The sequence below is a fragment of the Methylobacterium sp. AC832 genome, from assembly GCF_979256025.1.
The window spans coordinates 1,406,673-1,429,493 of sequence record NZ_CEEDMV010000001.1 but is presented as its reverse complement, the minus strand read 5'-3'; the positions used below and the strand labels follow the sequence as shown (position 1 = coordinate 1,429,493).

Annotated in this window: 27 protein-coding genes; 12 read left to right on the top strand and 15 right to left on the bottom strand. The window is 64.6% G+C overall.

Annotated features, from left to right (window positions below):
- Positions 1 to 146 precede the first annotated feature (146 nt).
- Positions 147 to 824, bottom strand: coding sequence for a L,D-transpeptidase (locus tag AC0IXR_RS06670; RefSeq protein ID WP_471760260.1), 678 nt, complete (start codon positions 822 to 824; stop codon positions 147 to 149).
- Positions 825 to 1,463: 639 nt separating this feature from the next.
- Between AC0IXR_RS06670 and AC0IXR_RS06665 the strand changes: the two genes are divergently transcribed.
- Entirely contained in the window at positions 1,464 to 1,907 is a 444-nt protein-coding gene (locus AC0IXR_RS06665) for a VOC family protein (protein WP_056430142.1), read from the top strand.
- 10 nt (positions 1,908 to 1,917) lie between these two features.
- Here AC0IXR_RS06665 and AC0IXR_RS06660 read toward each other — a convergent pair whose 3' ends face one another.
- Positions 1,918 to 2,361: a cyclic nucleotide-binding domain-containing protein gene (locus AC0IXR_RS06660; RefSeq protein ID WP_056430138.1), complete on the bottom strand. Its 444-nt coding sequence runs from the start codon at positions 2,359 to 2,361 to the stop codon at positions 1,918 to 1,920.
- Positions 2,362 to 2,687: 326 nt separating this feature from the next.
- Here AC0IXR_RS06660 and AC0IXR_RS06655 point away from each other — a divergent pair, with 326 nt between their 5' ends.
- Positions 2,688 to 2,882 carry a con-10 family general stress protein gene (locus tag AC0IXR_RS06655; protein ID WP_082470393.1) on the top strand — a complete coding sequence of 65 codons (195 nt, stop codon included), beginning with the start codon at positions 2,688 to 2,690 and terminating at the stop codon, positions 2,880 to 2,882.
- 964 nt (positions 2,883 to 3,846) lie between these two features.
- Here the strand turns inward: AC0IXR_RS06655 and AC0IXR_RS06650 are convergent.
- Positions 3,847 to 4,647, bottom strand: coding sequence for a response regulator (locus AC0IXR_RS06650; protein ID WP_056430130.1), 801 nt, complete (start codon positions 4,645 to 4,647; stop codon positions 3,847 to 3,849).
- A gap of 9 nt (positions 4,648 to 4,656) precedes the next feature.
- On the opposite strand from AC0IXR_RS06650, the gene AC0IXR_RS06645 reads away from it, so the two are divergent.
- Entirely contained in the window at positions 4,657 to 5,064 is a 408-nt protein-coding gene (locus tag AC0IXR_RS06645; protein ID WP_471760124.1) for a NepR family anti-sigma factor, read from the top strand.
- A 147-nt stretch (positions 5,065 to 5,211) separates the two neighbouring features.
- Here AC0IXR_RS06645 and AC0IXR_RS06640 read toward each other — a convergent pair whose 3' ends face one another.
- From AC0IXR_RS06640 to AC0IXR_RS06630, 3 genes are all read right to left on the bottom strand, one after another.
- Positions 5,212 to 5,388, bottom strand: a complete 177-nt coding sequence (locus AC0IXR_RS06640) for a DUF1328 domain-containing protein (RefSeq protein ID WP_003599466.1) — start codon at positions 5,386 to 5,388, stop codon at positions 5,212 to 5,214.
- Between the two features lie 518 nt (positions 5,389 to 5,906).
- Positions 5,907 to 7,298: a carbohydrate porin gene (locus AC0IXR_RS06635; RefSeq protein ID WP_471760123.1), complete on the bottom strand. Its 1,392-nt coding sequence runs from the start codon at positions 7,296 to 7,298 to the stop codon at positions 5,907 to 5,909.
- 178 nt (positions 7,299 to 7,476) lie between these two features.
- Positions 7,477 to 8,823: an Nramp family divalent metal transporter gene (locus AC0IXR_RS06630; RefSeq protein WP_471760122.1), complete on the bottom strand. Its 1,347-nt coding sequence runs from the start codon at positions 8,821 to 8,823 to the stop codon at positions 7,477 to 7,479.
- 373 nt (positions 8,824 to 9,196) lie between these two features.
- On the opposite strand from AC0IXR_RS06630, the gene AC0IXR_RS06625 reads away from it, so the two are divergent.
- Positions 9,197 to 10,153 (top strand): DUF2865 domain-containing protein, encoded by a 957-nt coding sequence (locus AC0IXR_RS06625; protein WP_471760121.1) that lies wholly within the window; start codon positions 9,197 to 9,199, stop codon positions 10,151 to 10,153.
- An 89-nt stretch (positions 10,154 to 10,242) separates the two neighbouring features.
- A complete protein-coding gene (locus tag AC0IXR_RS06620; protein ID WP_471760119.1) occupies positions 10,243 to 11,178 on the top strand; it encodes an MBL fold metallo-hydrolase in 936 nt (311 codons plus the stop codon).
- A 4-nt stretch (positions 11,179 to 11,182) separates the two neighbouring features.
- Here AC0IXR_RS06620 and AC0IXR_RS06615 read toward each other — a convergent pair whose 3' ends face one another.
- On the bottom strand, positions 11,183 to 11,962 hold the full coding sequence (locus tag AC0IXR_RS06615; RefSeq protein WP_056430118.1) for a DUF1499 domain-containing protein: 780 nt from the start codon (positions 11,960 to 11,962) through the stop codon (positions 11,183 to 11,185).
- Between the two features lie 157 nt (positions 11,963 to 12,119).
- Between AC0IXR_RS06615 and AC0IXR_RS06610 the strand changes: the two genes are divergently transcribed.
- Complete coding sequence (locus AC0IXR_RS06610) at positions 12,120 to 12,599, top strand: MarR family winged helix-turn-helix transcriptional regulator (protein ID WP_207410777.1); 480 nt, start codon at positions 12,120 to 12,122, stop codon at positions 12,597 to 12,599.
- 20 nt (positions 12,600 to 12,619) lie between these two features.
- On the opposite strand, the gene AC0IXR_RS06605 is transcribed toward AC0IXR_RS06610, so the two are convergent.
- From AC0IXR_RS06605 to AC0IXR_RS06595, 3 genes are all read right to left on the bottom strand, one after another.
- Positions 12,620 to 12,817, bottom strand: a complete 198-nt coding sequence (locus tag AC0IXR_RS06605; protein WP_471760118.1) for an FAD-dependent oxidoreductase — start codon at positions 12,815 to 12,817, stop codon at positions 12,620 to 12,622.
- Between the two features lie 70 nt (positions 12,818 to 12,887).
- Entirely contained in the window at positions 12,888 to 13,661 is a 774-nt protein-coding gene (locus AC0IXR_RS06600; protein ID WP_471760117.1) for an HAD family hydrolase, read from the bottom strand.
- The gene (locus tag AC0IXR_RS06595; RefSeq protein ID WP_461224747.1) at positions 13,658 to 14,185 is read right to left on the bottom strand and encodes a hypothetical protein; all 528 of its coding nucleotides are present in this window, start codon (positions 14,183 to 14,185) and stop codon (positions 13,658 to 13,660) included. Before AC0IXR_RS06595 ends, AC0IXR_RS06600 begins: the two co-directional genes overlap by 4 nt.
- Before the next feature lie 137 nt (positions 14,186 to 14,322).
- On the opposite strand from AC0IXR_RS06595, the gene AC0IXR_RS06590 reads away from it, so the two are divergent.
- From AC0IXR_RS06590 to AC0IXR_RS06580, 3 genes are all read left to right on the top strand, one after another.
- Positions 14,323 to 15,708, top strand: coding sequence for an aminotransferase (locus AC0IXR_RS06590; protein WP_471760115.1), 1,386 nt, complete (start codon positions 14,323 to 14,325; stop codon positions 15,706 to 15,708).
- Between the two features lie 321 nt (positions 15,709 to 16,029).
- On the top strand, positions 16,030 to 16,245 hold the full coding sequence (locus AC0IXR_RS06585) for a hypothetical protein (RefSeq protein WP_056453941.1): 216 nt from the start codon (positions 16,030 to 16,032) through the stop codon (positions 16,243 to 16,245).
- A 160-nt stretch (positions 16,246 to 16,405) separates the two neighbouring features.
- Positions 16,406 to 17,347 (top strand): metallophosphoesterase, encoded by a 942-nt coding sequence (locus tag AC0IXR_RS06580; protein ID WP_471760114.1) that lies wholly within the window; start codon positions 16,406 to 16,408, stop codon positions 17,345 to 17,347.
- 23 nt (positions 17,348 to 17,370) lie between these two features.
- On the opposite strand, the gene AC0IXR_RS06575 is transcribed toward AC0IXR_RS06580, so the two are convergent.
- Both AC0IXR_RS06575 and sfsA read right to left on the bottom strand, forming a co-directional pair.
- A complete protein-coding gene (locus tag AC0IXR_RS06575; RefSeq protein WP_419951498.1) occupies positions 17,371 to 17,523 on the bottom strand; it encodes a hypothetical protein in 153 nt (50 codons plus the stop codon).
- 58 nt (positions 17,524 to 17,581) lie between these two features.
- Entirely contained in the window at positions 17,582 to 18,307 is a 726-nt protein-coding gene (sfsA, locus tag AC0IXR_RS06570; protein WP_471760113.1) for a DNA/RNA nuclease SfsA, read from the bottom strand.
- Between the two features lie 156 nt (positions 18,308 to 18,463).
- Here sfsA and AC0IXR_RS06565 point away from each other — a divergent pair, with 156 nt between their 5' ends.
- From AC0IXR_RS06565 to AC0IXR_RS06555, 3 genes are all read left to right on the top strand, one after another.
- Positions 18,464 to 19,219: a competence/damage-inducible protein A gene (locus AC0IXR_RS06565; protein WP_471760112.1), complete on the top strand. Its 756-nt coding sequence runs from the start codon at positions 18,464 to 18,466 to the stop codon at positions 19,217 to 19,219.
- A 57-nt stretch (positions 19,220 to 19,276) separates the two neighbouring features.
- Positions 19,277 to 20,134, top strand: coding sequence for a formate/nitrite transporter family protein (locus AC0IXR_RS06560; protein WP_471760111.1), 858 nt, complete (start codon positions 19,277 to 19,279; stop codon positions 20,132 to 20,134).
- A gap of 155 nt (positions 20,135 to 20,289) precedes the next feature.
- Positions 20,290 to 20,805 (top strand): hypothetical protein, encoded by a 516-nt coding sequence (locus AC0IXR_RS06555; RefSeq protein ID WP_471760110.1) that lies wholly within the window; start codon positions 20,290 to 20,292, stop codon positions 20,803 to 20,805.
- 27 nt (positions 20,806 to 20,832) lie between these two features.
- Here AC0IXR_RS06555 and AC0IXR_RS06550 read toward each other — a convergent pair whose 3' ends face one another.
- From AC0IXR_RS06550 to AC0IXR_RS06540, 3 genes are all read right to left on the bottom strand, one after another.
- The gene (locus tag AC0IXR_RS06550) at positions 20,833 to 21,012 is read right to left on the bottom strand and encodes a hypothetical protein (protein ID WP_056430086.1); all 180 of its coding nucleotides are present in this window, start codon (positions 21,010 to 21,012) and stop codon (positions 20,833 to 20,835) included.
- Between the two features lie 111 nt (positions 21,013 to 21,123).
- Positions 21,124 to 21,558 carry a GlcG/HbpS family heme-binding protein gene (locus AC0IXR_RS06545; RefSeq protein ID WP_471760109.1) on the bottom strand — a complete coding sequence of 145 codons (435 nt, stop codon included), beginning with the start codon at positions 21,556 to 21,558 and terminating at the stop codon, positions 21,124 to 21,126.
- Positions 21,559 to 21,749: 191 nt separating this feature from the next.
- Complete coding sequence (locus AC0IXR_RS06540; RefSeq protein WP_018042403.1) at positions 21,750 to 22,724, bottom strand: HpcH/HpaI aldolase/citrate lyase family protein; 975 nt, start codon at positions 22,722 to 22,724, stop codon at positions 21,750 to 21,752.
- Between the last annotated feature and the right edge of the window lie 97 nt (positions 22,725 to 22,821).

Genomic DNA, 22,821 nt, shown 5'->3' with positions numbered 1-22,821 from the left:
CTTGGCTGCTCGCTGACGCAACCCGAAGAGATCGGTTGGCATCATCGAATGACCCGGTGAACATCACCCGTCATTCGCACGAAACCGCATTCCAAAACTCCAGGAACGCGGGTCGAACCCGCCATGCCGACGGCTTGGCTTGGCATTCAGGCGCGATATTTTCCGTTGCGCTTGACCAGCACCCGCGTGCCGACGGGGACGCGCTCGAACAGATCAACGATGTCCTCGTTCAGCATGCGGACGCAGCCGGAAGACATCTGCTCACCGATGCTCCAGGGTTCGTTGGTGCCATGGATGCGGAACAGGATGTCCCGATTGTTCTGGTAGAGATAGAGGGCGCGGGCCCCCAGTGGATTGTCCACCCCGCCCTTGCGGGTCCTCGGCAGGGCGGGGTTGAGGGAGACCATCGTGGTGGTGGGGCTCCAATCCGGCCACACGCCCTTTCGTCCGACCTTCGCTTCGCCTTTCCAGGAGAAGCCGAGCTTGCCGACGCCGATGCCGTATTGCTGGGCCGTACCGTCCTCCTGCACCAGCGCAAGCTGGCGGTTGTCGATATCGACCACGATGGTGCCCGGCTTTTCCGCCCCGGTATAGCGAACGACCTGCCGACGATATTTCGGATCGAGCCGCGACGTATCCACCAGCGGCACGTCGTAAGGCTTATCCGGCATCGAACCCGTATACCAAGCGGCCTCGTCATCCTGCGCCACGGTCATGGGCCCACGAGAATTGCATGCGGCCAATGGAGCGATGACGAGCAGGCTGAGAAGGACACGGCGGATATGCATTGAGGGCTCCACGAAAGTGGTCGTCGGGCGGATCATTGCCCTCATGACTACCGTCCGATGGCCGACGATGTTGTGTCTTTCACGCCGCAGACGGAGGGAACATGCCCGCCATCTCCGCTTTACGAGAGGCAGTGCTCGCGGATTCAGCTCGTCTGGCTCAGCTGATCTTGATCGTTCGGCACGCTGACGCCGAGCCGTTTTCCGTCCCGCTCGCTCGTCTCAAGCTGTGTGCCGGCAGGAAGGCCTGATCACTGGGAATGTCGTTCCGAGCCCGGCCCGCAGGTTCGGGTCTTTCGCGACATCGACCGTCAGGCTGATCCCATCGCTATCGGCCCGCCCACCGAGGACGAGGCTGCGGAGCTACGGAATGTCGAAGGCTGGGCCGCTGTCCCATCTTCACGTTGCGTTGATATCGTGACGAACGATGGTCTCCGGGGCGCCGTACATGCGGACGACAAGCATCGCGATCTCGAGTGTGCCCTGAAACCGAACTTTCGGTTAGGGCTCCCATCCCATCGAGTGGTGTTCCCGGTTGAGTTGCCCTTCTCGAGCTCGATAACTTTATCTCAGGTTGAGTCTGGTCGATGCGGTGAGGCAAGCTGCGTTGCTCCGCCGGGCCGGGCGGGGCATGCTCGACCCCGATGCGGCAGGGCCGCCGGAAACCGAGACGACGCGATGGCCGATACGCAAACCTTCACCACGACCGAGGTCGACGAGCCCCTCGCCGACCTCGCGCCGGCGATTCATCTCGACCATTGCGTCATCCACGTCTCCGATTGGGAGCGCTCGACTGCCTTCTATCGCGACGTGCTGGGCGCGGAGGTGATCGCTCGCGGGAAGGGCTTCGCCTATCGGTTCGGCGGCGTTCAATTGAACGTCCACGGCCCCGGCCTGTCGCCGACTCCGCTGGCCGAACGTCCGGTGATGCCGGGCGGCAGCGATCTTTGCTTTCGGTGGTCGGGGTCCATCGACGACGCGCTCACGCATCTCGCGGCGAAGGGCGTCCCCGTCGAACTCGGTCCTGTCGAGCGCAATGGCGCCGCCGGTACGGGGATCAGCGTTTATTTTCGCGACCCCGATGGTTCGTTGATGGAATTCATCACCTATCCGACGGATTGACGGTGCCGACTCAGCTGCGCCGTTCCGCCAGCTGCTGGTTCGTATGTTCGAGACGCAGGGCGAGTTCACGCATCACCGCGATGCTGATTTGCGGAAACTGAGCCAGCAATTCGAGGAACACCGTCCTGTCGATCCGCAAGGCGGTGATCGCTGTGTCGGCCTGCACGGTGGCGGAGCGCGGCTGGTCGGCCAGGATGCCCATTTCGCCGACCAACGCGTTCGCCCCGAGAAGGGCGAGCCGGAATGGGCCGAACGGCCCGTCGATGGTGACGGCGGCGGAACCGTCGAGAATGAGATACGCGGCATCCGCCACATCGCCGCGGGCGAAGAGCTGTTGCCCCGCTTCGAAGTGCACCCGCTCACTGGTGAAGGCCAGGAGCTTCAGGCGGGACGGTTCTACTCCGCGAAAGAGCGGCACCTGTCGGAGTGACGAGACCTCGGTGTCGAGGGTCATGATGGGACGACCATTCTGAGCGCTCCGCTGGAAGACGCCGACCGATGGGCGCCTTCATCCCGCGCATCCATGCGGTTTGCCCAGGCATTGTCCAGCCCTGCGCATTCTCACGGCGAAGAGGGGCGGCCTCGGGCGCTGACATACGTCACCGTCGATGATTCGTTGCATCTGAGGCGGGTTGTCGCGGTATCCAGGCGCTTTCTCGCAATGACCAGCCGGCATGGATTAAATGGCGGCAGGCATTTGTCTTCAGCAAGGTTGGCCGAGGAACCATCGATATTGGCGAAGGTTGTCATCTTCGAGAACCACATGCTGAGGAGGCGCTGATGGCATCAGGAAATTCTACCTCAAAGCGAGGTTTTGCATCGATGGATCTGGAGCGGCAACGCGAGATCGCGAGCAAAGGTGGACGGAGTGTTCCGGCGGAAAAGCGATCGTTTTCTCAGGATCGCGAGCTCGCTTCGTCCGCGGGACGCAAGGGCGGTCAGTCGACCACACCCGGTCGGTCCGGCGAAGACTAAATTCCATTTATTGGAAGAGACAAGGCGCGTACCGGGATCCGGTGCGCGCCTTTCTTGTTTGAGGCGACCGAGTATTGAGTTCGTCCGCCGTTTTAGGCGCAACAGTAAAAAGCCCTCCGTCATCAACGAAGGGCTTGCGGGTCTCGACGTTCAGTTTCGGTCTGTCGCTTATGCGATGCAGCGGCCTGGGATCATGCGGCGTGCTTCGGGGCCGGCCAAAGAGCTGATTGCTCCCTCGCAGCCATCCCTCATGGTTCGACGAGGCTTCAGCACGGGCTTTTCCGTCGAGACGGTATCCTGGTCCGACGAGAACGCCGGTGCCCTGCGCTCATTCGAGACCGCCGTCGTCACACGGAGCACGGCGATGTCGCTTCCACCGATCTGCGCCGGTGAGTGAATGATGGCCGGCGTCAAGCTCGCGGGAGCCTGCTGGCTCGTCGCAACGGGATGCGACCAGCGGTCTGCTTCGCGCTGAACGACCGGCACGACAAGCATCGTCAGGAGGGCAGCCGGTCCACCGACACTCAGGATCAATCCAGACCGAAGCATTGTCGTAATCTCCAAGCGGAGCTTGACAGGATGCTGGACAACGCGACCTGATCGTCGCAAGTTCCTTGACTGGTCTAAAAACTTTACGGCGAGTAAACGACGGGCTCGTTGTTGCAAACATTTTTCCGGGACCAGGGTACCTCCCGTTAAGGCGCGTGGCGGGAAAACCACGCGCGTGGCAAAAATGGCCGAAGCCGCATTTTTTGGAACCCTGTTGCATCATGTTCGTTACCAAATCACCCGGCCGCCTGGTCCTCCCCCCGCATTCCCCTTGTGCATTGGCCGGAAACTTTTCACGGGTCGGACATTCCTCCGGCCCGTTTTTATTGATCGGTTGACCGAGCGAAAACGGAAAAGCCCCGATCGAGGATCGGGGCTTTCTGATTCACCGGTGATGTCTGTGACTGTCGGACGATCAGGCGGTCTTCTCGCGGCGACGGGCGCTCTGCTGGAAGAACAGGGCTTGGCTGATCACCGCCGAAACGTTGGCGGGCTGGAACGGCTTGGCGATCAGGAAGGCGGGCTCGGGCCGCTCGCCGGTGAGGAAGCGCTCGGGATAGGCGGTGATGAAGATCACCGGCACCTCGAACGTCTTCAACAGATCGTTCACCGCGTCGAGCCCCGAAGAGCCATCGGCAAGCTGAATGTCCGCGAGGATCAAACCAGGACGCGATCCCTCTGATGCGATCTTGATCGCTTCGGTCCGTGTCCGGGCGACGCCGATGACGTTGTGGCCGAGCCCTTCGACCAGGGCTTCCAAGTCCATGGCAATGAGCGGCTCGTCCTCGATGATGAGGATTTCCGTGGCCATGTCGGCCGCCAGTTCGCGTCCCGCTTCGTCGACGAGGTCACGCACCTGTGTCACGTCGACTTCGAGGATTACCGCAGCGTCCTCTTCGGAGAAGCCTTCGAGGCACGACAGCAGGAACGCCTGGCGCGGCAGCGGGGTGATCTGCCCCAGCCGAACTTCGGCCGGTAGATCATGCTGAACCTGATCGCTCTGGCCGTTGACCGAGAGGGAATTCCAGATGCGGGTGTAGACTCGGAAAAGGTCCGCCTTGACGTTGGTGCTGCGTCCGAGCGTGTCCGGCTCGTTGACGAGCGTTTCCAGCGTGGCGGCCACATAGGCATCGCCGGCGACCTGGCTGCCGGTCAGTGCCCGCGCGTAGCGGCGCAGATACGGCAGATGTTGCACGACGAGTTGAGCTGTCGACATTAGATCCCCTTGGCACTGCCGTTCTTTATGGTCGCCACCGCCATAACGCGGTTCGATGGGCTGTGTTCCGCGAGCCCGGAACCGTTTGTATCGCGCTGCGTTGCAGGTGCAGCCATGACTTATGTCAAGCCGCAAAACAATCGCGGCGATGCCACCGCGTGGCATCAAGGGGATAACCGAATGGACGAGGACGAAACGGTCCGCATCTCCCTGGCGGAGACGCGATTGGAGCTGGAACGTGAGCCGAAACTACATAGCCCCGAAACTCACAGCCTGAGTGACCTGACCCAGAAACGGATCGGCATGCATCTGCGGGCCATGTACGACACGATTGTCCAGCAACCCGTTCCGGATCGCTTTCGAGATCTGATCGCCCGGATGGACGATGCCTCCGGTCAGCCCTTAGATGAGAAATAATCTAGCCCACCTGCCTCAGCGCTAAAGTGTGCACCGGCACGGGTGGAGTGTGTGACGGTCTTCGCTCTGTAGAAAAGCCGCCGAAGCAATCCGGCGGCTTTCTTGGTGTCTGGGTTGTCGGTCTGACTGCACCGACACGTCCAATCGTCAGAGTGTCGGCGAGCGGCCGCGCATCAGGCCAATGACGGCCGAGATGGCGAACAGAACGATAGCGACAAAGAAGACGAGCTTTGCGGCTTCCATCGCGGTGCCGGCAATACCACCAAAACCAAGCAGAGCGGCCACGAGGGCCACGACGAGAAATGTTACAGCCCAACCAAGCATGGTCTCGATCCTTGTGAAGCTGGTGCGACCTGTGCCGCGACCTCATGACATCAATAACGCCAAGTTATCCGACCGGTTCCTGACTTTGACACAAAGCGGTCACGATTGGTTACCGAGGCGAAACCAGCGGGTCGCGGAAGCGCAGACAGACACGCCGACGCACCCTGGAAAATATCCGAACATCGTCCTGGCCCGGATTGCGCCGAGACGATCCCTTGCCCAGCGCAGTGCTCGCATGCGTCATATCGGCGAGACTCTTGTCGGTTTCGGGAGTGACGACCCACATAGTGGTTGACGCTGATGTGGAACCCGGTGTCCGATGTAGCGTTCGTCACCTGTTCCCGAACACGGATACATTCTGATGAGAGAGTCGCTGGCCGCATCCCTTGCACGACGCCTTCTCGATGCGGTCGCTGCGGCCGCTCGCGGAGTCGTAGAGGCGATCGAAAATGGGTCGCCCGCTCCTCAGCCCGTACCGGTCCGCGTCCGTCGCAACGAGCGGCGCTGATACAGTGCGCTCAATAGGTGAGTGTGGAGCGTAGTCCGAGCACCACGCCACCTTTGACCCGTTGGTTCGGGCGCGTGGGGTCTGCGATACCCCCGCCGGGATTGATGACGACCTGGATATCCGGTTGGATCGTCCAACCGGGCACCACCACTGCTTGATACGTCAGTTCGATAGAGGCTTCGTAGCTGTGGACCGGGTGGAAGTCAGTGTCGAAAGACAATCGATCCCGATCGTAGCGCTGGGCATGGTCGCCGATACGCGCGTAGATGAAGCTGAGGCCGAAGGTGTCTTCTGGCCGGCCGGGCACCATCCCCGAGAAAACGATGCCGCCATCCGCCCAAAGGCCGATGAGGTTCCGGTCCGACGGGCTGCCGGATAGGCGGGCATAAACGGCCACGCCGTCGGCCTGATCAGCGCCCTCCGGTCGGTAGAGTTGCGCGTCGATCACCGCATAGGCGCCACTCGTTCCACTATGTCGGCGCGGTGATCCGCTGCTATGGATGCTCGCCAGGGAAAGCCCGCTCCGGTCGTAGCGGTAATCGTCGAAACGCCCGAAATGCTGATATCCTCCGAGCTTCAGGCTCCTAGTGAGCCCGCTCGGGCCGGGTACTGCGCGAAGCTGGATCTCGCCCATCAGCAGCGGCGGATCGTTCAGGCGAAAATTCAATCCGGTCCGGTTGACGCTGGCCTGATCGCCGGGGTCGCCGTTGAACACCGCAATAAGCCCGCTCATTGAGGCATTGGGCGTCCAGCGCAGCCGAAGTCCGGGAGTCGATAGGGGATAGGCAGGGCCGCCACTCGGGAGGTTCGCTCCGGTGATGGTCGGCCAATCGTTGCTCAGGAAGATTTTTCCGGTGTCGGAGGCGAAGAACTCGCCATCCGCCACGAGTTGCCCCATCCGAAAGTTGAAGCGCTGGTCCTCCGAGGCATGCTCCAGCCAGAGTTCTGAAAGGCGTGTCGAGGGATAGGCTTCGATATTGCTCACCGTGATCAGGCGATGAAAACTGCGATCACGCAAGCCGCCCGTGTCGTGGATCTGGAAGACGTTGGCGAACGCGCTCCAGCCCCTCCAACCGGCAAAACGGTCGAGATCGACGCTGATCGCCGCCTCGAACTTGCCGGCATGGATCGGCCCTTGCCTCACCCCGCCGCTGACGTTGCCCAGAACCTCGTTCGTATAAAGCAGGTTGTAGGTGATGCCGCGCGGCGCCAGCATTCGGCGGAAGCCGCCGGGATCGCCGAATGCACCGAGTGAGGATTGGATCGAGGGCGGTCTGTCGTCCTCCAGAGCGGCGGACTGCGCCGGGCGATCGTCAAGGGCTCCTGTCGCCGAGGGTTGCGACCAAGCGGGCGAGGCGATCGGGTAAGTGAGGTTCACGGCGAAAGCGCCCGCCAATCCCACCCGCCACCTCCGAAAAGCCCTTCTGCTGATCATCGACGCCTGACCTCGATAGTATAGCCTATGCTATGTTCTTAGATAAAGTTCTCGCGTCCGGGCCCGCTGGGCGGCCCGGTCGGTAACGGTCGGAAACGCTGTACTCCGCCCTTCCCTCGGGAAGACCGGCGATGACTGACTTGGTTCAGGCGCCGCTGACGGTATCCACCAGAAGCTTGACGTTGAGGACCACGATGATCGCGGCGATCACCCAGGCGAGGATTTTCAGCCAAGCGGGAATGACGAGCGCACCCATCTTCTGCTTGTCCGATACGAAGCGGACCAGGGGGATGACGGCGAAGGGCAATTGCATCGACAGAACGACTTGGCTCAGCACCAGCAACCGGGCCGTGCCGTCTTCCCCGTAGAGTCCCGTCACGATCACGACCGGCACGATAGCGATGCCACGTGTGATCAGGCGCCGGGCCCAATCGGGAATCCGCAGGCGCAGGAAGCCTTCCATGATGATCTGGCCGGCCAGCGTCGCGGTGACGGTGGAGTTGAGCCCCGAAGCGAGCAGCGCCACGGCGAACAAGGTGGAGGCGATGCCAGCCCCCAGCAACGGCGACAGCAGCTCATAGGCCTGCTCGATCTCCTGCACGTCCGTTCGCCCGGTGGCATGAAACACCGAGGCGGCCATGATCAGGATCGCGGCATTGACGAAGAGCGCCAGCATCAGCGCGATGGTCGAATCCGTCACCGCGAACCTCAGGGCGCCGCGACGCCCCTCCTCGGTACGCGGATAGGCTCGCGTCTGTACGATGGACGAGTGCAGGTAGAGATTATGTGGCATTACGGTCGCGCCGATGATGCCGATGGCGATGTAGAGCGCGGCCGGATTGGTGACGATCTGCGACGAGGGGATGAAGCCCGCGAGCACCGCCTGGACCGGAGGCGCGGCTAGGGCGATCTGTATGCCGAAGCATACGAAGATCACCAGTAACAGCGCGATGACGAACGCCTCGAGGGCGCGAAACCCGCGGCGCATCAGGAGCAGGATCAGAAAGACGTCCAGGGCGGTGATGATCGCGCCGATGACGAGAGGAATGCCGAACAGCAGCTTGAGGGCGATGGCAGTGCCGATGACTTCGGCCAGGTCGCAGGCGACGATGGCGGCTTCGCAGGCGATCCATAGGACGAAGCTGACGGGCCGTGGATAATGATCACGGCAGGCCTGGGCGAGGTCGCGGCCGGTGGCGATGCCGAGACGGGCCGAGAGGGCCTGCAGTACGATCGCCATTAAGTTCGAGAGCAGGATGACGGCCAAAAGCGTGTAGCCGAACTGCGAACCGCCCGCGATGTCGGTGGCCCAATTTCCCGGATCCATGTAGCCGACGGAGATCATGTAGCCGGGGCCGAGAAAGGCCATCAGGCGTCGCAGCCAGCTCCCGTTCGTGAGAACCGGTACGCTGCCGTTCATGCGACCGAGGCTCGGCTGTTCCTGCGTGTCGCGGCTGAAGCGCCACGCCCGATCCTCGTTGAGCCTGTCCATACCGCGTTTTCCGATGAGCCGAATCACGAATGCCGCACTGCACCCTGCGAGGCATATAGCATCGGCTATAATGGAAAACAAAGGCTAAGATACAGGGGCGTCTCCGCCTCCACCGGTGTGGCAGCGTGTGTTCATGGCGTGCTCCAAAACGCCGTGCCGCGGGACGTCTTTTCGCGACCCGGGAGGTGTCAACTCAACCAAAGGTTTCATGCGGCTCGGTGGTCTGCCCCGTTGCGAAGCCCTTCTCCTCCAGCCTAGGCAGGACGCACGTCCTACCGGATGGTTACTGAAGGATGAGGAAGCGATGCGGGTCGCATACCCACATGTCGCGAGGACGGCCATTGCGCCGCGTCAGCGAGTCGTCGGCCCTCTTATGGCGGGCTTGATCCTCGGCATCGGCGGTGTCGTCGCCGGATCGAGCCTCGTTCGGGCCTCCGAGCAGGGGGGTATCTTCAGCTTCTTCGAGGACATCTTCCTCGGACCGGCCGTAAGGATCCGGCCGGAACCCGTTCCCGTGCCGCGCCCGGCGCGTCCGCGCTATGCGTCCCTGCCCGATACCAACCGTATCACGAGGCCCGCCCCGCCTCGTCACACGCCTCGCATGGTGCGCCTCGACCGGCTATCCGCTGATCGGAAGAGCCGCTCGTCATCGGCTGGCCTGGTCGCCTCGGCGCTCGGGGCCCGTACGGTCTGCGTCCGGGCTTGCGACGGTTACCTGTTTCCGCTCGGGCGGCTGGCCTCGCGCGCCGACATTCCTCTTCACGAGGCAGCCTGTGCGGCGGCCTGCCCCAACGCGGCAACCAGCCTCTACACGCTCGGCGCCCGGCAGAACGAACTGGACCGGGCCGTCAGCCTCGACGGGCAGCCCTACCGAGTTCTCAAGGTCGCCCTTCTCTACCGCAGGAAGCTCGTCGACCAATGCTCCTGTCAGCTCGAAGGCGTGGCGGCGACGCCGCTGCCGATCGAACGCGATCTGACTGCGCAGGTGGGCGACGTGGTCGCAACCCCATCGAGCGCCCGTGTGGTGGTCTCCACGCGGCCTGGTGGCTTCACGATGGTGGATTTCCGCGATGCGGGCATCCTGTCCCGCCATGAGCGTCGCCTGATCGGCCGCAAGATCGACGTCGTCCGGCGCGAGGCGGATGCCCGCGCCTCCGATGGGGATACTCGGCAGGCCGGGCGGGCGTTTGACGGCGCGCCGCGCGTCCGGGTGGCCCAGATGGGTACCACGGCTGGGATAGGCGGCTTCGGTGAAGTCCAGCGAAGACCGGACCGCGCGGAGGGCTTCGCCGACGTCCGCGTCGTGGTGTCCTCGCCTTTCACACGCTGAGACCGGCCTCGGGCACGGCTCGGGGTGCGTTGTGGCTCGGTCCGCTATGGCGTAGGGCCGGACGAGAGTGTGATCGTTCCGGGTGCCGCATGACCAAGACCAGTGACGACGGCGAGGCAGGAACGGATCCGCGTTTCGACGGCGCCGCGCCGGCAAACGGCGAGACGGTGAGCCTCTCGCCGTTGGTACGCCGGCGGATCTGTCCCAATGCCAGCCCGTTCACGTCCAGCGGCACCTGCAGCTATATCGTCGGACGGGGCGAGGTCGCGATCATCGATCCGGGTCCGGCCGATTCCGGTCACGTGGCGGCTCTGATCGCCTCCATCGCCGGGGAGCGGCTCGCCGCCATCGTCGTCACCCATACCCACCGCGACCACTCCCCCGGCGCGCGCCTGCTGCAAGCGGAGACGGGTGCGCCCATCGTCGGTTGCGGGCCCCATCGCGCCGCGAGGGATCTGGCGGAGGGCGAGTTTCCGCATCTCGACGCCAGCGCCGACCGTGACCACCGACCCGACCGTCAGATGGGAGAGGGCGACACACTCGAGGGGCCGGGCTGGACGCTTCAGGCGGTCGAAACGCCCGGCCACACCATGAACCATCTCGCCTTCGCCCTGCCGGAGGAAGCGACCTTGTTCTCGGGCGACCACGTCATGGCGTGGTCCACCACCATCGTAGCGCCACCCGATGGATCGATGCGTGCCTACATGGCGTCGCTCGAGGCGTTGCGCGGACGTGACGAGACGATCTATTGGCCCGGCCATGGCGGTCCGGTCCGCGATCCGCGGCGCTTCGTCCGGGGCCTCGCCGCCCATCGGCGCCAGCGCGAAAATGCGATCCGCAGCCGGATCGAGGCGGGCGACCGCGACATCCGCTCCATCGTCGGCACGATCTATCAGGGCCTGAGCCCGGCCCTGCAGGGCGCCGCGGCTTTGTCCGTCTTCGCCCATCTGGAAGACCTGGTTGAGCGCGGGCTCATCGTCACCGATGGTCCGGCCAGGCTAGAAGGTGTCTACGCGCCGGCCTGACCACTCACTTGACGGCGATGGCGAGGTTCGCGACCTCGTCGAGATAGGCCCGGATGGTGTCGGCATTGGCGCCGAAATCGCGGTCGCCGATGCGGGACGCCGAGCGCACGTCGATCCGGGCTCCGTCCGCCCGCGGTCGCACTCTCACCGTGATGTCGCTGGCGAGGTTGAGGATGAGGCCGCGCGTCACGGCCTCGATCCGGCCATTGCCGATCCTGCCACCGGGGCGGATCGCCTCGACGATCTGCCATTTACGGTTCACAGCTGCTTTGCGAGCCAGCTCGAACGCGGCGTTGGCGTCGAGGTCGAGGGTAAGTGGGGCGACCTGCAGATAGGTGGCGCGCTGTGCCGTTCGCGCTTCCGGCCCGGGATCGGGAGGATAATGCCCTTCGCGGGCGGCGAAGGCGGCATGCGAGCGCGAGAAGGCAGGTGGGTTCTCGGTATCGGTGGTGACGTCGGTGATGGCGGGAAGGCGCAGGCTGCGCAGCCCGACGAAGCCCGGATATCCGAGGAGTATCACCGCGAGGAAGAGACCCGCGATCGCTCCGCCCAAACCGCGCGCACCCTCGCGCCACACCCGGACGAAGGCGAAGAGGGCAAAGCCGATCGCCAGCACCGCCAGGAATAGGCCGGACCCGAGCGTGACCAGCGCGGGCCCTTCTTCCGCCCGCGGATCACGCACCAGAACGAGGGCGAACAGGGTGACGAGGACCGACAGGATCGCCGTGCCGCGCGAGAGCGGACCGGCGCGGGTGATGGGCTCCTCGATAAGCGAACGACGCATGATACGGATGAAATCGCTGTTCGGGAGATCGCCGCGCCGCAGGGGGGTCGTGCCCGCGCGCCTGAGCGATGAGCTTTACCGGGCCTCGCATGGCGACGCCACCCGCGAGTTACGTCGTGCTTTCGATGCCGCCTGCTTCTGCTATAGCGGCGTCGACATGAACTTTACCGCAGCGACCGGAAATCCCGTGACCGATGCTCGATCGGACGACCCGCTGCGGGTCTGGTTCCGCTTCATCCGCCTCAACCGGAGGGTGACCGCCGCGATGGCGACCGAGCTGCGCGGCCTCGGGCTCTCCATTCCGCAATTCGACGTCCTCTCGACCCTCACCGAACGCGAGGGGCTGACACAGCAGGATCTCGCCGCGCGGCTCTACGTCACCAAGGGCAATGTCTCGGGCCTCATCGACCGCCTCGTCCAGGCCGGTTTCGTCGAGCGCCACGCCATCCCGGGTGACCGGCGCTCGCATGCGCTCCACCTTACCCCGGCGGGTACGGAGATCGCAGCCCGTGGGATTTCCGCGCAGAAAGCCTATGTCGCCCGAACCCTCGGGACGCTGCCTCCGGACGATATCGCGGCTTTCGAGCAGCTCGTGTTGAAATGGCGCGACGTCGCCCGCGCCGATTCCAGCGGCTGAGTTACTTCGGTGTCCCTCCGTCAGAGCCTCTGACGGATCACCGGGCGGCCTTCCGCCTGGACCAGCGGGTCGATCTGCCGGGCCGCTCGCAGGCCCGCGTCGATCGCCCCCTCGACCCAGCCGGTCTTCAGGCTGGTGAAATCTCCGGCGAAAGACAGCGTCTTGCCGCCATCGCCGAAGTGGCCGGATAGGCCGGGCCTGTCGTCGGGAAGCGACACGGGCAGATGTGACGTTTCCGGGTAAATATTCCCCTTCCATCCCGGACGGCCGGATCGGTGAAGGCCTCACTTACCGTTCAGGTTGCGACCCGTCTGCACTCGCTCGTTCCTGATCGGCGATCCTGGCGAGCAAGTCGGCGAGATCGCGGATCGAGGCGACCACATGGTCGGCGAGCGGCGTCATGATCTCGCGGGCTGCCTCACCCATGGGCCCGCTCAGGACGGCGACGGTCATGGCACCGGCTGCGCGCCCGGCGACGAGGTCGTATGGCGAATCGCCGATCATGGCGATGCGGCACGGGGCGACGCCGAGTTGCGCGGCGAAGGCGCTGACCATGCCGGATTCCGGCTTGGACCCATGCCCGGAATCGTAGCCCGCGACGTAGGAGAGATGGGGTGTGAGGCCGAGGGCATCAGCCTGCGCCCGCGCCGAGGCTTCGGCATCGTTGGTGGCGATGCCGAGCGCGTAACCGGCACCGACGAGATGGCGTGCCATCCCGGCCGGATCACCGATCGGGCATAGATGCGCCAGCCCTTCGCGGCGAAACAGCCTGTCCATCTCTCCGTAGAGATCAGGTCCGGCAGGCCGACCGAGAACCTTTGCCCAGAGCGGGCCATAGGCGGCGGACGAGCCGGCGATGAGGGGCGAGGTCGACATGAAGCGTCGCTCCTCCTCGATGTAATGGCTCACCGCCATCAGGTCTTCCAAGCGAGTACGGTCGCCCCCGGACAGGCAATCCATGACCGCATGGACCGCTGGCCCCCAGGTCCGGTCGAAATCGATGAGCGTGCCGTCCTTGTCGAACAGGATGCCGGCGAGACGGCGGGGACGCGTCGCGCTCACGCGCTGGCTCCCACCTTCTCGACGTCGAAGGTTCCGGCGCGATCCCGCCGCACGATCCTGTCGCCGGGCTCGAACACCCCCAAGGCTACGTCACGGTCCGGCAGGATGACGGTGGTGGATTTGTTGAGATGGACGAGGACGAGGCGGTCCTGCGCCAGCGATGCGGCGGCCCAGCGCCGCAGCTGCCCGTAATACGGCTCGCGCCGCCACGCGTTCGGTTGGCCGGGATCGACCTGTACGTTCATGTTCTTCGTCACCGGATCGAGCGCCAGCACCATCTTGGCCTTCTCCGGCTTCCACTCGGCACCGAGCCAGGCTTCGGTCATCCAGAGGCAATGGAAGGCGCGGCAATGGTCCGGCCGCGTCGGATGGATGGCGCAGCCCCTGCCCTGCTTGGTGTGCCGGCACCATTGGCCGGCGACGCTCTCCACGGCGGGAACATCGTAGACCTTGCAGCACAGGGTGCAGGTTCCGCAAACGCGGCCTGGCGCCGGATGGGCCACGAAAGTAGCGGGATCGAGCATGCGCGGGACAATCGGTGCGGAAGACGGGGCGGCGATGCGTTGTGCGGACGGGTTTCTACCGACGGTCCGGGTCGCTAGTGTGGCATCGCATGAACACGGGGCCGAACCGGCCCGCTTCCACAGGTAACGGCAGGCCCATGCTCTCGAACCTCGCGACCCGCGACGTCGAAACGCTGATCCATCCCTACACCAACCTTTCCACCTTTCGCGAGACCGGCCCGCTGGTGCTGGAGCGCGGCCACGGTGTCTGGGTCTATGACAGCGACGGTCGGCCCTATCTCGAAGGCATGGCCGGCCTGTGGTGCACAGCGCTCGGCTATTCGAACGAGGAATTGGTGGAAGCGGCGAGCGAGCAGATGTCGCGCCTGCCCTTCACCCATCTGTTTTCGGGCCGTAGCCACGATCCGGCGATCGAGCTCGCGGAGACGCTCAAGGAGCTGATGCCGATCCCGACCTCGAAGATCTTCTTCACCTCGTCCGGGTCGGAGGCCAACGACACCCAGGTGAAGCTGACTTGGTATCTCAACAACGCCCTCGGCCGCCCGGCCAAGAAGAAGATCGTCTCGCGGATCAAGGGCTACCACGGCGTCACGGTCGCGACCGCCTCCATGACCGGCCTCACCGCCAACCATGCCGATTGGGACCTGCCGCTGCCAGGGTTCCTGCATGTGGGATGCCCGCACCACTATCGTTTCGCCGAGGCCGGTGAGACCGAGGAGGCATTCTCGCAGCGCCTCGCCGACGAACTCGAAGCCCTGATCCTGCGCGAGGGGCCGGATACCGTCGCGGCCTTCGTGGCCGAGCCGGTCATGGGAGCGGGGGGCGCCATCGCCCCGCCCGCCGGTTATTTCACCAAGATCCAGGCCGTCCTCGACCGCTACGACGTGCGCTTCATCGCCGACGAGGTGATCTGCGGCTTCGGCCGGCTCGGCACTTGGTTCGGTTCCGAAGCCCTGGGAATGCGCCCCGACAGCCTGTCTTTCGCCAAGGCGGTGACCTCGGGCTACATGCCGCTCGGCGGCATCAGCATCGACGAGCCGCTCTACAAGGCGCTGGTGACGCAGAGCGCCAAGCTCGGCACGTTCGGCCACGGCACCACCTATTCCGGTCACCCCGTCGCCTGCGCCGTCGCGCTGAAGACCATCGAAATCTACAAACGCGACCGCATCGTCGAAGGCGTTGCCGAGAAGGCCCCTCATTTCCAGGCCCGGCTCTCGGCCTTGGCCGACCACCCCATTGTCGGAGAAGCGCGAGGGATCGGTCTCATCGGTGGGCTGGAGATCGTCGCCGACAAGGCATCCAAGCGTCAGTACGAGCCGAAGACCGGAGTCGCGGCCCGCTGCGTCGCGTTCGCGCAGGCCGAGGGCCTGATCGTGCGATTCCTCGCCGGTGACCGGGTCGCGGTCTGCCCTCCCCTGGTCATCTCGCACGAGGAGATCGACACGTTGTTCGACCGCCTCGCCCGTGCCCTGGATCGAACCGAGGCCTGGATCGCGTCGGAAGGTCTGAGGCCCGTGGTTTAGGGCGGCTTCGCCACAGAAAAGTCTAGATCTTTCGCAGTGCGTGCGAGATTAGATTGCACTGCGGAATTGAATTTTTTATATTTCCACTATTCCTTGACTGTGTCGAAAGTCACTCAGCGACGATGTTGGACAACTCTATCCTGCTCATCTCTGGCTAGCCTTAAGCTCCCGTTCATGATCCTTCGCCGCATATGGATCTCGTGCCGCACAGCGTCGGTCCGGGTCGAACCTCTTGAGGGTGCCCGAGAGACCGGCGTGATCGCCAACCAGACAAACGAGGATCTGGTGGCGTTCCGACACCGTGAAACAGGACCCGTTCCCATGTCCCGCCCCGAACAGAACCAGCGCGCAGCCATTTCGTCGACGCCCCGTGCGTCCGGTCTGGTAACCGATCGCGAAGGTTTCCGCCCCGTGGCACTGCCCGCCCTCGCCGCAGCGGTTCACGTCTCGGCATCCGCTGCCAAAGAGGCGGCCCGGAAGATTGCCGCTCGTCGGCAGCTCTCCCGCTTCCAGCACGAGGATGCGCCCCTCGTCTGAGGCCAATCCTTCTTAAGACGAACGCCGTCCGGCCAAACATTGCGACCAAGCCTTCACGGGCTTGGTCACCGACGTCGAACCATCGGAACTTGGCTGCGCTGGATGTGTAGTCGCCCCGGGACGATGGATCCGCATCGACTCTGCCGCCGGGGACGATGACATGCTGATTCTGCCGACAAGACGGCAGCTCCTAACCGGGATCGGTGCGAGCACGGCCCTGGTGGCCTCGGCGGGCGCCTATGGCTTCGTGATCGAGCCGCGCCACCGTCTCGTCGTGACGCGATACGCTCCGGTTCTGCCTGGCTGGACACATGGGTTGAGCCTGAAAGTCGCTGTCCTCGCCGATTTCCATGTCGGCGAGCCGACCATGCCGCTCGACCGGATCGCCGAGATCGTCGATGCGACGAACCGGCTCGAACCCGATCTCATCCTGCTGCTCGGCGATTATCCATCCGGTCCCAGCGTGACGACACGCAAGGTGCCGCTGGTCGAGTTCGCCCGCATCGTGGACGGCCTGCGGGCGCCGCTCGGCGTTTACGCCATTCTTGGAAATCACGATTGGTGGGACGACACCATCGCCCAAACGACGCGGCGCGGGCCGGTCGAATCCCAGCGCGTGCTGGAAGCTCGCGGCATCCCGGTCATGGAGAACATCGCTCGGCGGCTGGAAAAGGATGGCTATCCGTTCTGGATCGCAGGGCTTGGGGACCAAGAGCCGTTCCTACTGCGCGGCGATCGCCGAGGACGGGACGATCTCCCCGGCACGCTGGTGCAGGTCACGGACGATGCGCCGGTCATCCTGATGGCGCACGAGCCCTACATCTTCCCGCGTGTGCCCGAGCGTGTCTCCCTGACCCTGGCCGGCCATACCCATGGTGGCCAGATCCGGTTTTTCGGTGCCTCGCCGCTCGTACCCTTCGTGCGTGGCAAGGACCTTTCCTACGGCCATGTGGTCGATGAGGGACGACACATGATCGTGTCCGGCGGGTTCGGCGTGAGCCGCGTCCCGATCCGTATCGGGGTGCCGCCGGAAATCGTACTGCTCGAACTTGGCCGAACCTTGCCAGATCCCGGCCCGAAAGCCACGCCAGGCGGCGTATAGCCGGCCTGACGGGGCTGTGGGTCTTACTTCTTGGCGCCGATGCTTACGGTGCCCTTGGTGGAGGGGGCAGCGGCGATCGTCTTGACGACGGGCTTCTTCGGCTTCTTCGCTTCGCGGCCACCGCGTGGTTTCTCAGTCGCCATCATCGTCTCCTTGGGTCGTAGGGCTGGGAGCATGGCACGAAATCCGCCGATGGCCCCATGAAATCGCGCGACCCACCGACGCGCCGATCGATCACCCGCCGGACAGCCGCGAAACCACGGCAATCGCTTCCGCGATGGTGACCTCGGTCGGGTCGATCCGGCAGCGATAGGCATGGATTTCGACTCCGCCCGCCATGGCAGCGGTGAAGGCACGGTCGAAGGCCGGATCGAGATCGCGGGCCACATCGAACCGGTCTGCCTGCATCTGCACCACGACGATCAGCATCGCGCGCCCGCCCTGAGCGACGACCTCCGTGAGATCGACCATATGCCGCGCGCTGCGGGCGGCCACGCAGTCGGGAAATTCGGCGAGGCCCGGTTGGCGCAGGAGGTGGCAGTTCTTCACCTCCACATGACAGGGTGGCACGCCCTCCCCGGTCGCCAGGAAATCGACCCGGCTGGCGCGTCCGTAACGCACCTCGGGGCGCAGGGAAGCGTATTCCGAAAGTGGTGCGAGGCGACCTTCGGCGAAGGCCTCCGCGACCAGCGCGTTCGGACGCATCGTATTGATGCCGACCCATTGCAGGCCGCCGGGCAAGTCGGCTTCCACCAGTTCCCACGAAAAGCCGAGCTTACGCGCCGGGTTTGTCGAAGCGGAAAGGAGGACGCGCGAACCGGGTTGGTTGAGGCCGAGCATCGCGCCGGGATTGGCGCAATGCGCCGTGACGAGGCTGCCATCCGCCACTTCGATATCGGCGAGAAAACGCTTGTAACGTCGGACCAGCCGGCCCTCGATCAGCGGACCGGGGAATCTCATCGGCAGGACCTCCTGACGGGAATGGCACGCGAAACGGCTACGACGCCGTGCGCCTATCAGCTGGCGCCGACGCAGGCCAGGGAGCCCGCCATGGTCAGTTCGGCATCGTCGCGCTAGGTCAGGGGTATCACCGCCTCGCGCTCGCCACGGACCACGATGACTTCCCCCACTTCCCCTACCATCACTGCCGCCATTCTGGTGATCGGCGACGAGATCCTGTCCGGCCGCACCAAAGACCGGAATATCGGCACCATTGCCGATTATTGTACGGCCATTGGCATCGACCTGCGGCAGGTCCGTATCGTCCCGGACGAGGCGGAAGAGATCGTCGACGCGGTCAATGCCCTTCGGACCCGCTACACCTACCTCTTCACCACCGGCGGGATCGGCCCGACCCATGACGACATCACCGCCGATTGCGTGGCCGCCGCCTTCGGCGTGACCATCGATGTCGATCCACGGGCGAAGGCAATGCTGCTGGAGCGCCACAAGCCGGAAGATCTCAACGAGGCCCGGCTACGCATGGCGCGCATTCCGGCGGGTGCCGATCTCATCGCCAACCCGATTTCGAAGGCGCCGGGCTTTCGCATCGGCAACGTGTTCGTCATGGCCGGCGTGCCGGCGATCATGCAGGCCATGCTCGACGAGATCGGCCCTACCCTCGAGACCGGCGCGCGCGTGCTGTCGGAGACGATCGAGGCCGGCAACCTGCCCGAAGGCAATTACGCTTCGGCCCTGGCCGAGATCGCCAAGGTCCATGACGGCGTATCCATCGGCTCCTATCCGTCGATGACGCAGCAGGGATTCGCCAATCGCATCGTAGTGCGCGGAAAAGATGCCGAAGCGGTGGCGAGGGCGAAGGCAGATGTCCATTCCCTCGTCGCCCGGCTCAAGGACGGAACCGTCGCCTGAGTCCATGGCTTCCTTGTCGAAGGCGGGAATAGAGCCCGTTTTCAGGAGGTCCCTCGAATGGGGCAGCGAGACGAAGGCTCCACGCGGGATGAGGCGGTCGAGCGGGAGGAATCCGTAGCGGAAGGCCTGCGGCCCGACGCCTTCATCCTACACGAGGTGATCCGCCGGGAGGGTGACGAGGAGCTTCGGCGCACGGGCGGGGCGCTGTTCCTCTCGGCTTTCGCCGCGGGATTGACCATGGGCTTCTCGCTCATCGTCCCCGGCGTGCTGAAGGCTCATCTCCCGGAGGCTCAATGGGCCGGACTCATCACCAGCTTGGGATACGCGACCGGTTTCCTCATCGTCGTCCTCGGCCGCCAGCAACTCTTCACCGAAAACACGCTGACGCCGATTCTGCCTCTGCTTCATGACCGGAGCGTCGCCACCCTCATGCGCGTCCTGCGCCTGTGGGGCATCGTTCTGGCCGGCAACATGGTCGCCACCGCTGCCATCGCCGCGGTCCTAGCCTATTCGGATGCGTTCGCATCCGAGATCCACACCGCCTTCGCCGCGATCAGCCACCATACGATCGAGTCGGCGTTCTGGACGACTCTGATCAAAGCTGTGTTCGCGGGCTGGCTCATCGCCCTGATGGTGTGGATGCTGCCTGCCACCGGCTCGGCGGCGCCGTTCATCGTCATCCTGATGACCTGGCTCGTGTCGATGTGCGGCCTCGCCCATATCGTGGCCGGATCCGTCGACACGTTCTATCTCGTCTTCAGCGGCCATGCCTCGATGGGCGATTACGTCTCGCGCTTCTTCATTCCGACTCTTCTCGGCAACGTGTTCGGCGGGACCGCCCTGGTCGCCGTCCTCAACTTCGGGCAGGTCGCGCCCGAGGTGGAGAAGCAGAAGGCTGCCGACGGCGAAAATTGAGCGTCGAGGTAAGCCGGTCGTTGGCGCCATCGCGGCACGCGTCCAGATGAATACTTTCCGAGTGGTGGCGTCTGCTCTGGTTCAGCGGTTCGGCTGCAGGATGATCCTGTGCCGCATACCCATGGCGGGGGCGGTCATCTCTCCGGAGACGTTCCGTGGCTGCAAACCCGTTCCTGTCCGTCGCTACGCGCCGTAGGCCGCCTATCTTCAGCGGCCTCCTAGCCCTGGCGCTCTGTGGCATCCCTGCGCTCGCCGCCGATTTCCCGGAGCCCTATGGAGCGCCGCGCGAATTCCCGGGAGGGCGCCGACCCCCTCCCCCGGTCGAGGATTTCCGCCCCGGACGCGAACCGTCCCGCCTCTCGGAGCCGTGCCGGACCGTCATCCGACGCCGGATCACGCCGGAGGGAGAGGAAATCATCAAGCGGGTGACGATCTGCGAGGAGCATCCGGACCGCTTCAGATCCGAGCGCGAGCCGGAGGGTGGATACGGTGAGCCGAGGCCTTACCGGCGGCCTCCGATTCCACCTCGGGAAGTTCCGTTTGCCGACGAGGCTCGTCCGGATCAGCGTGGTTACGTCGGCGGCGAGCCCCCTGCGGAGGGTCTCGCCGGCGAGGAGCGACTGTCCGAAGAGCCGCCCTTGGAGGGACGTGGACGCGATCCGCGCTACTGAAGCGGTCTCGCGTCCGACGCCATCGTGTCAGGCCCGTACGACGGGCCGGGCCTTCACGGCTGCGGCCAAGGCCTTCAACTGGCGGTTCAGATCCGCCAGTTCGTTGAGGGCGATGGTCCGGTGGCCGTCCTTGACCGCACGCTCGATGTCGGCGACCTGCGCATTGGCCATGCGCTTCAGTTCGGCGGCGAGTTGGTCCCGGGTCATCGGCGCTCCTGTCACGGCTCGGGGTGATGCGACCGTGATAGGGCGCGCATGCTTAACCGACGGTATTCATCGCGTGCGCTGCACCCGATGCGCGTCGTCGGTTTCGCCGGTTCAGGTCCGCCAGGGGTGGGCGGGCAGCTCGGTCGCGCCGACGGCGCTGGCGCCGGCCAGAGCCACCGCGTGGTCGTTTTCGACGCTCGAACCGCTGACGCCGATGGCGCCGGACATCTCGCCGTCCTTGTCGACGATCGGGATGCCGCCGGGGAAGGTGATCAGGCCGTCATTGGAATGCTCGATGCCGAAGAGCGGGCCGCCGGGCTGTGACAACTGGCCGATCTGACCGGTCATCATGCCGAAAAAAACCGAGGTCTTGGCCTTCTTCTGAGCGATGTCGATGGAGCCCACCCAGGCCCCGTCCATGCGGTAGAACGCCTTCAGGTTGCCGCCGGAATCGACGACCGCGATACACATCTGGGTATCCAGCTCGACAGCCTTGGCGCGGGCGGCCTCGATGGCCTTGTGAGCGTCTTCGATGGTCACATGCATGGTGGTTTCTCCCTGTCGATCGACGAGATCGGAGCCGTTTGGCTGTCCTGCCCTAGGGGGAAGACGTAGCCCCGGCGCCTGTTCTCCCGGCGATACGCTGCGGACGATAGGACATTTCAGGCCTAAAGCGAGGACGGCCGCCCCTTTCGGAAGCGGCCGTCCTGCTTAGCGATGTCTACGAAGCGACCCGATCAGCTGGCCGACATCGCGTTGGCCTTCTCGATCAGTGCCTCGGCCATGCGGATCGAGGCGATGTCGATGAGGCGGCCGTCCAGCGACACGGCGCCTTTGCCGGCCTTGGCGGCCTCTTCCATGGCTTCGAGGATGCGGCGGGCCTTGGTGACTTCGGCTTCCGAGGGGGTGAACACTTCGTTGGCGAGATCGATCTGCGAGGGGTGGATCGCCCACTTGCCTTCGAAGCCGAGAGCGGCGCAGCGGCGCGCAGCGGAGGTGTAGCCATCCGGATCGGAGAAGTCGCCGAACGGGCCGTCGATCGGACGCAGGCCGTAGGCGCGGCAGGCGATCAGCATGCGGTTCTGGGCGAACAGCCAGGGATCCTGCCAATGGGTCTCGCGGTTGCCGGCCTCGTCCTTGTCGGTGAGCACCGAGAAGTCCTTGTTGACGCCGCCGATGACGGTGGAGCGGGCGCGGGTCGAGGCGGCGTAGTCGGCGACACCGAAAGACATGGCTTCCAGGCGCTTCGACGACGTGGCGATTGCCTCTACGTTGGCCATGCCCAGAGCGGTCTCGATCAGCACCTCGAAGCCGATCTTCTTCTCGCGCTTCTTGGCCTGCTCGATCTGGGTCGTCAGCACGTCGATGGCGTAGACGTCGGCCGGCACGCCGACCTTGGGGATCAGGATCATGTCGAGGCGCGGACAGGCTTCGACGATGTCGACCACGTCGCGGTACATGTAGTGGGTGTCGAGACCGTTGATGCGGATCATCATGGTCTTGGTGCCCCAATCCAGGTCGTTGAGCGCCTGGATGATGTTCTTGCGGGCCTGCTCCTTGTCATCGGGGGCGACGGCGTCTTCGAGGTCGAGGAAGATCACGTCGGCCTTGGAGGAAGCGGACTTCTCCATGAAGGTCGGGTTGGAGCCGGGAACGGCAAGTTCCGAGCGGTGCAGGCGCGGGGTGGCCTGCTGGATCAGGGTAAAGCTCATTGGGGAATCCTTCCTTTGGGTTCGTGTTCTGGTCGTTGGTGAGAGACCGCAAAACGCGGTCCACCATACCGGTCGGGATACGCTTTCGCGCCTGTCC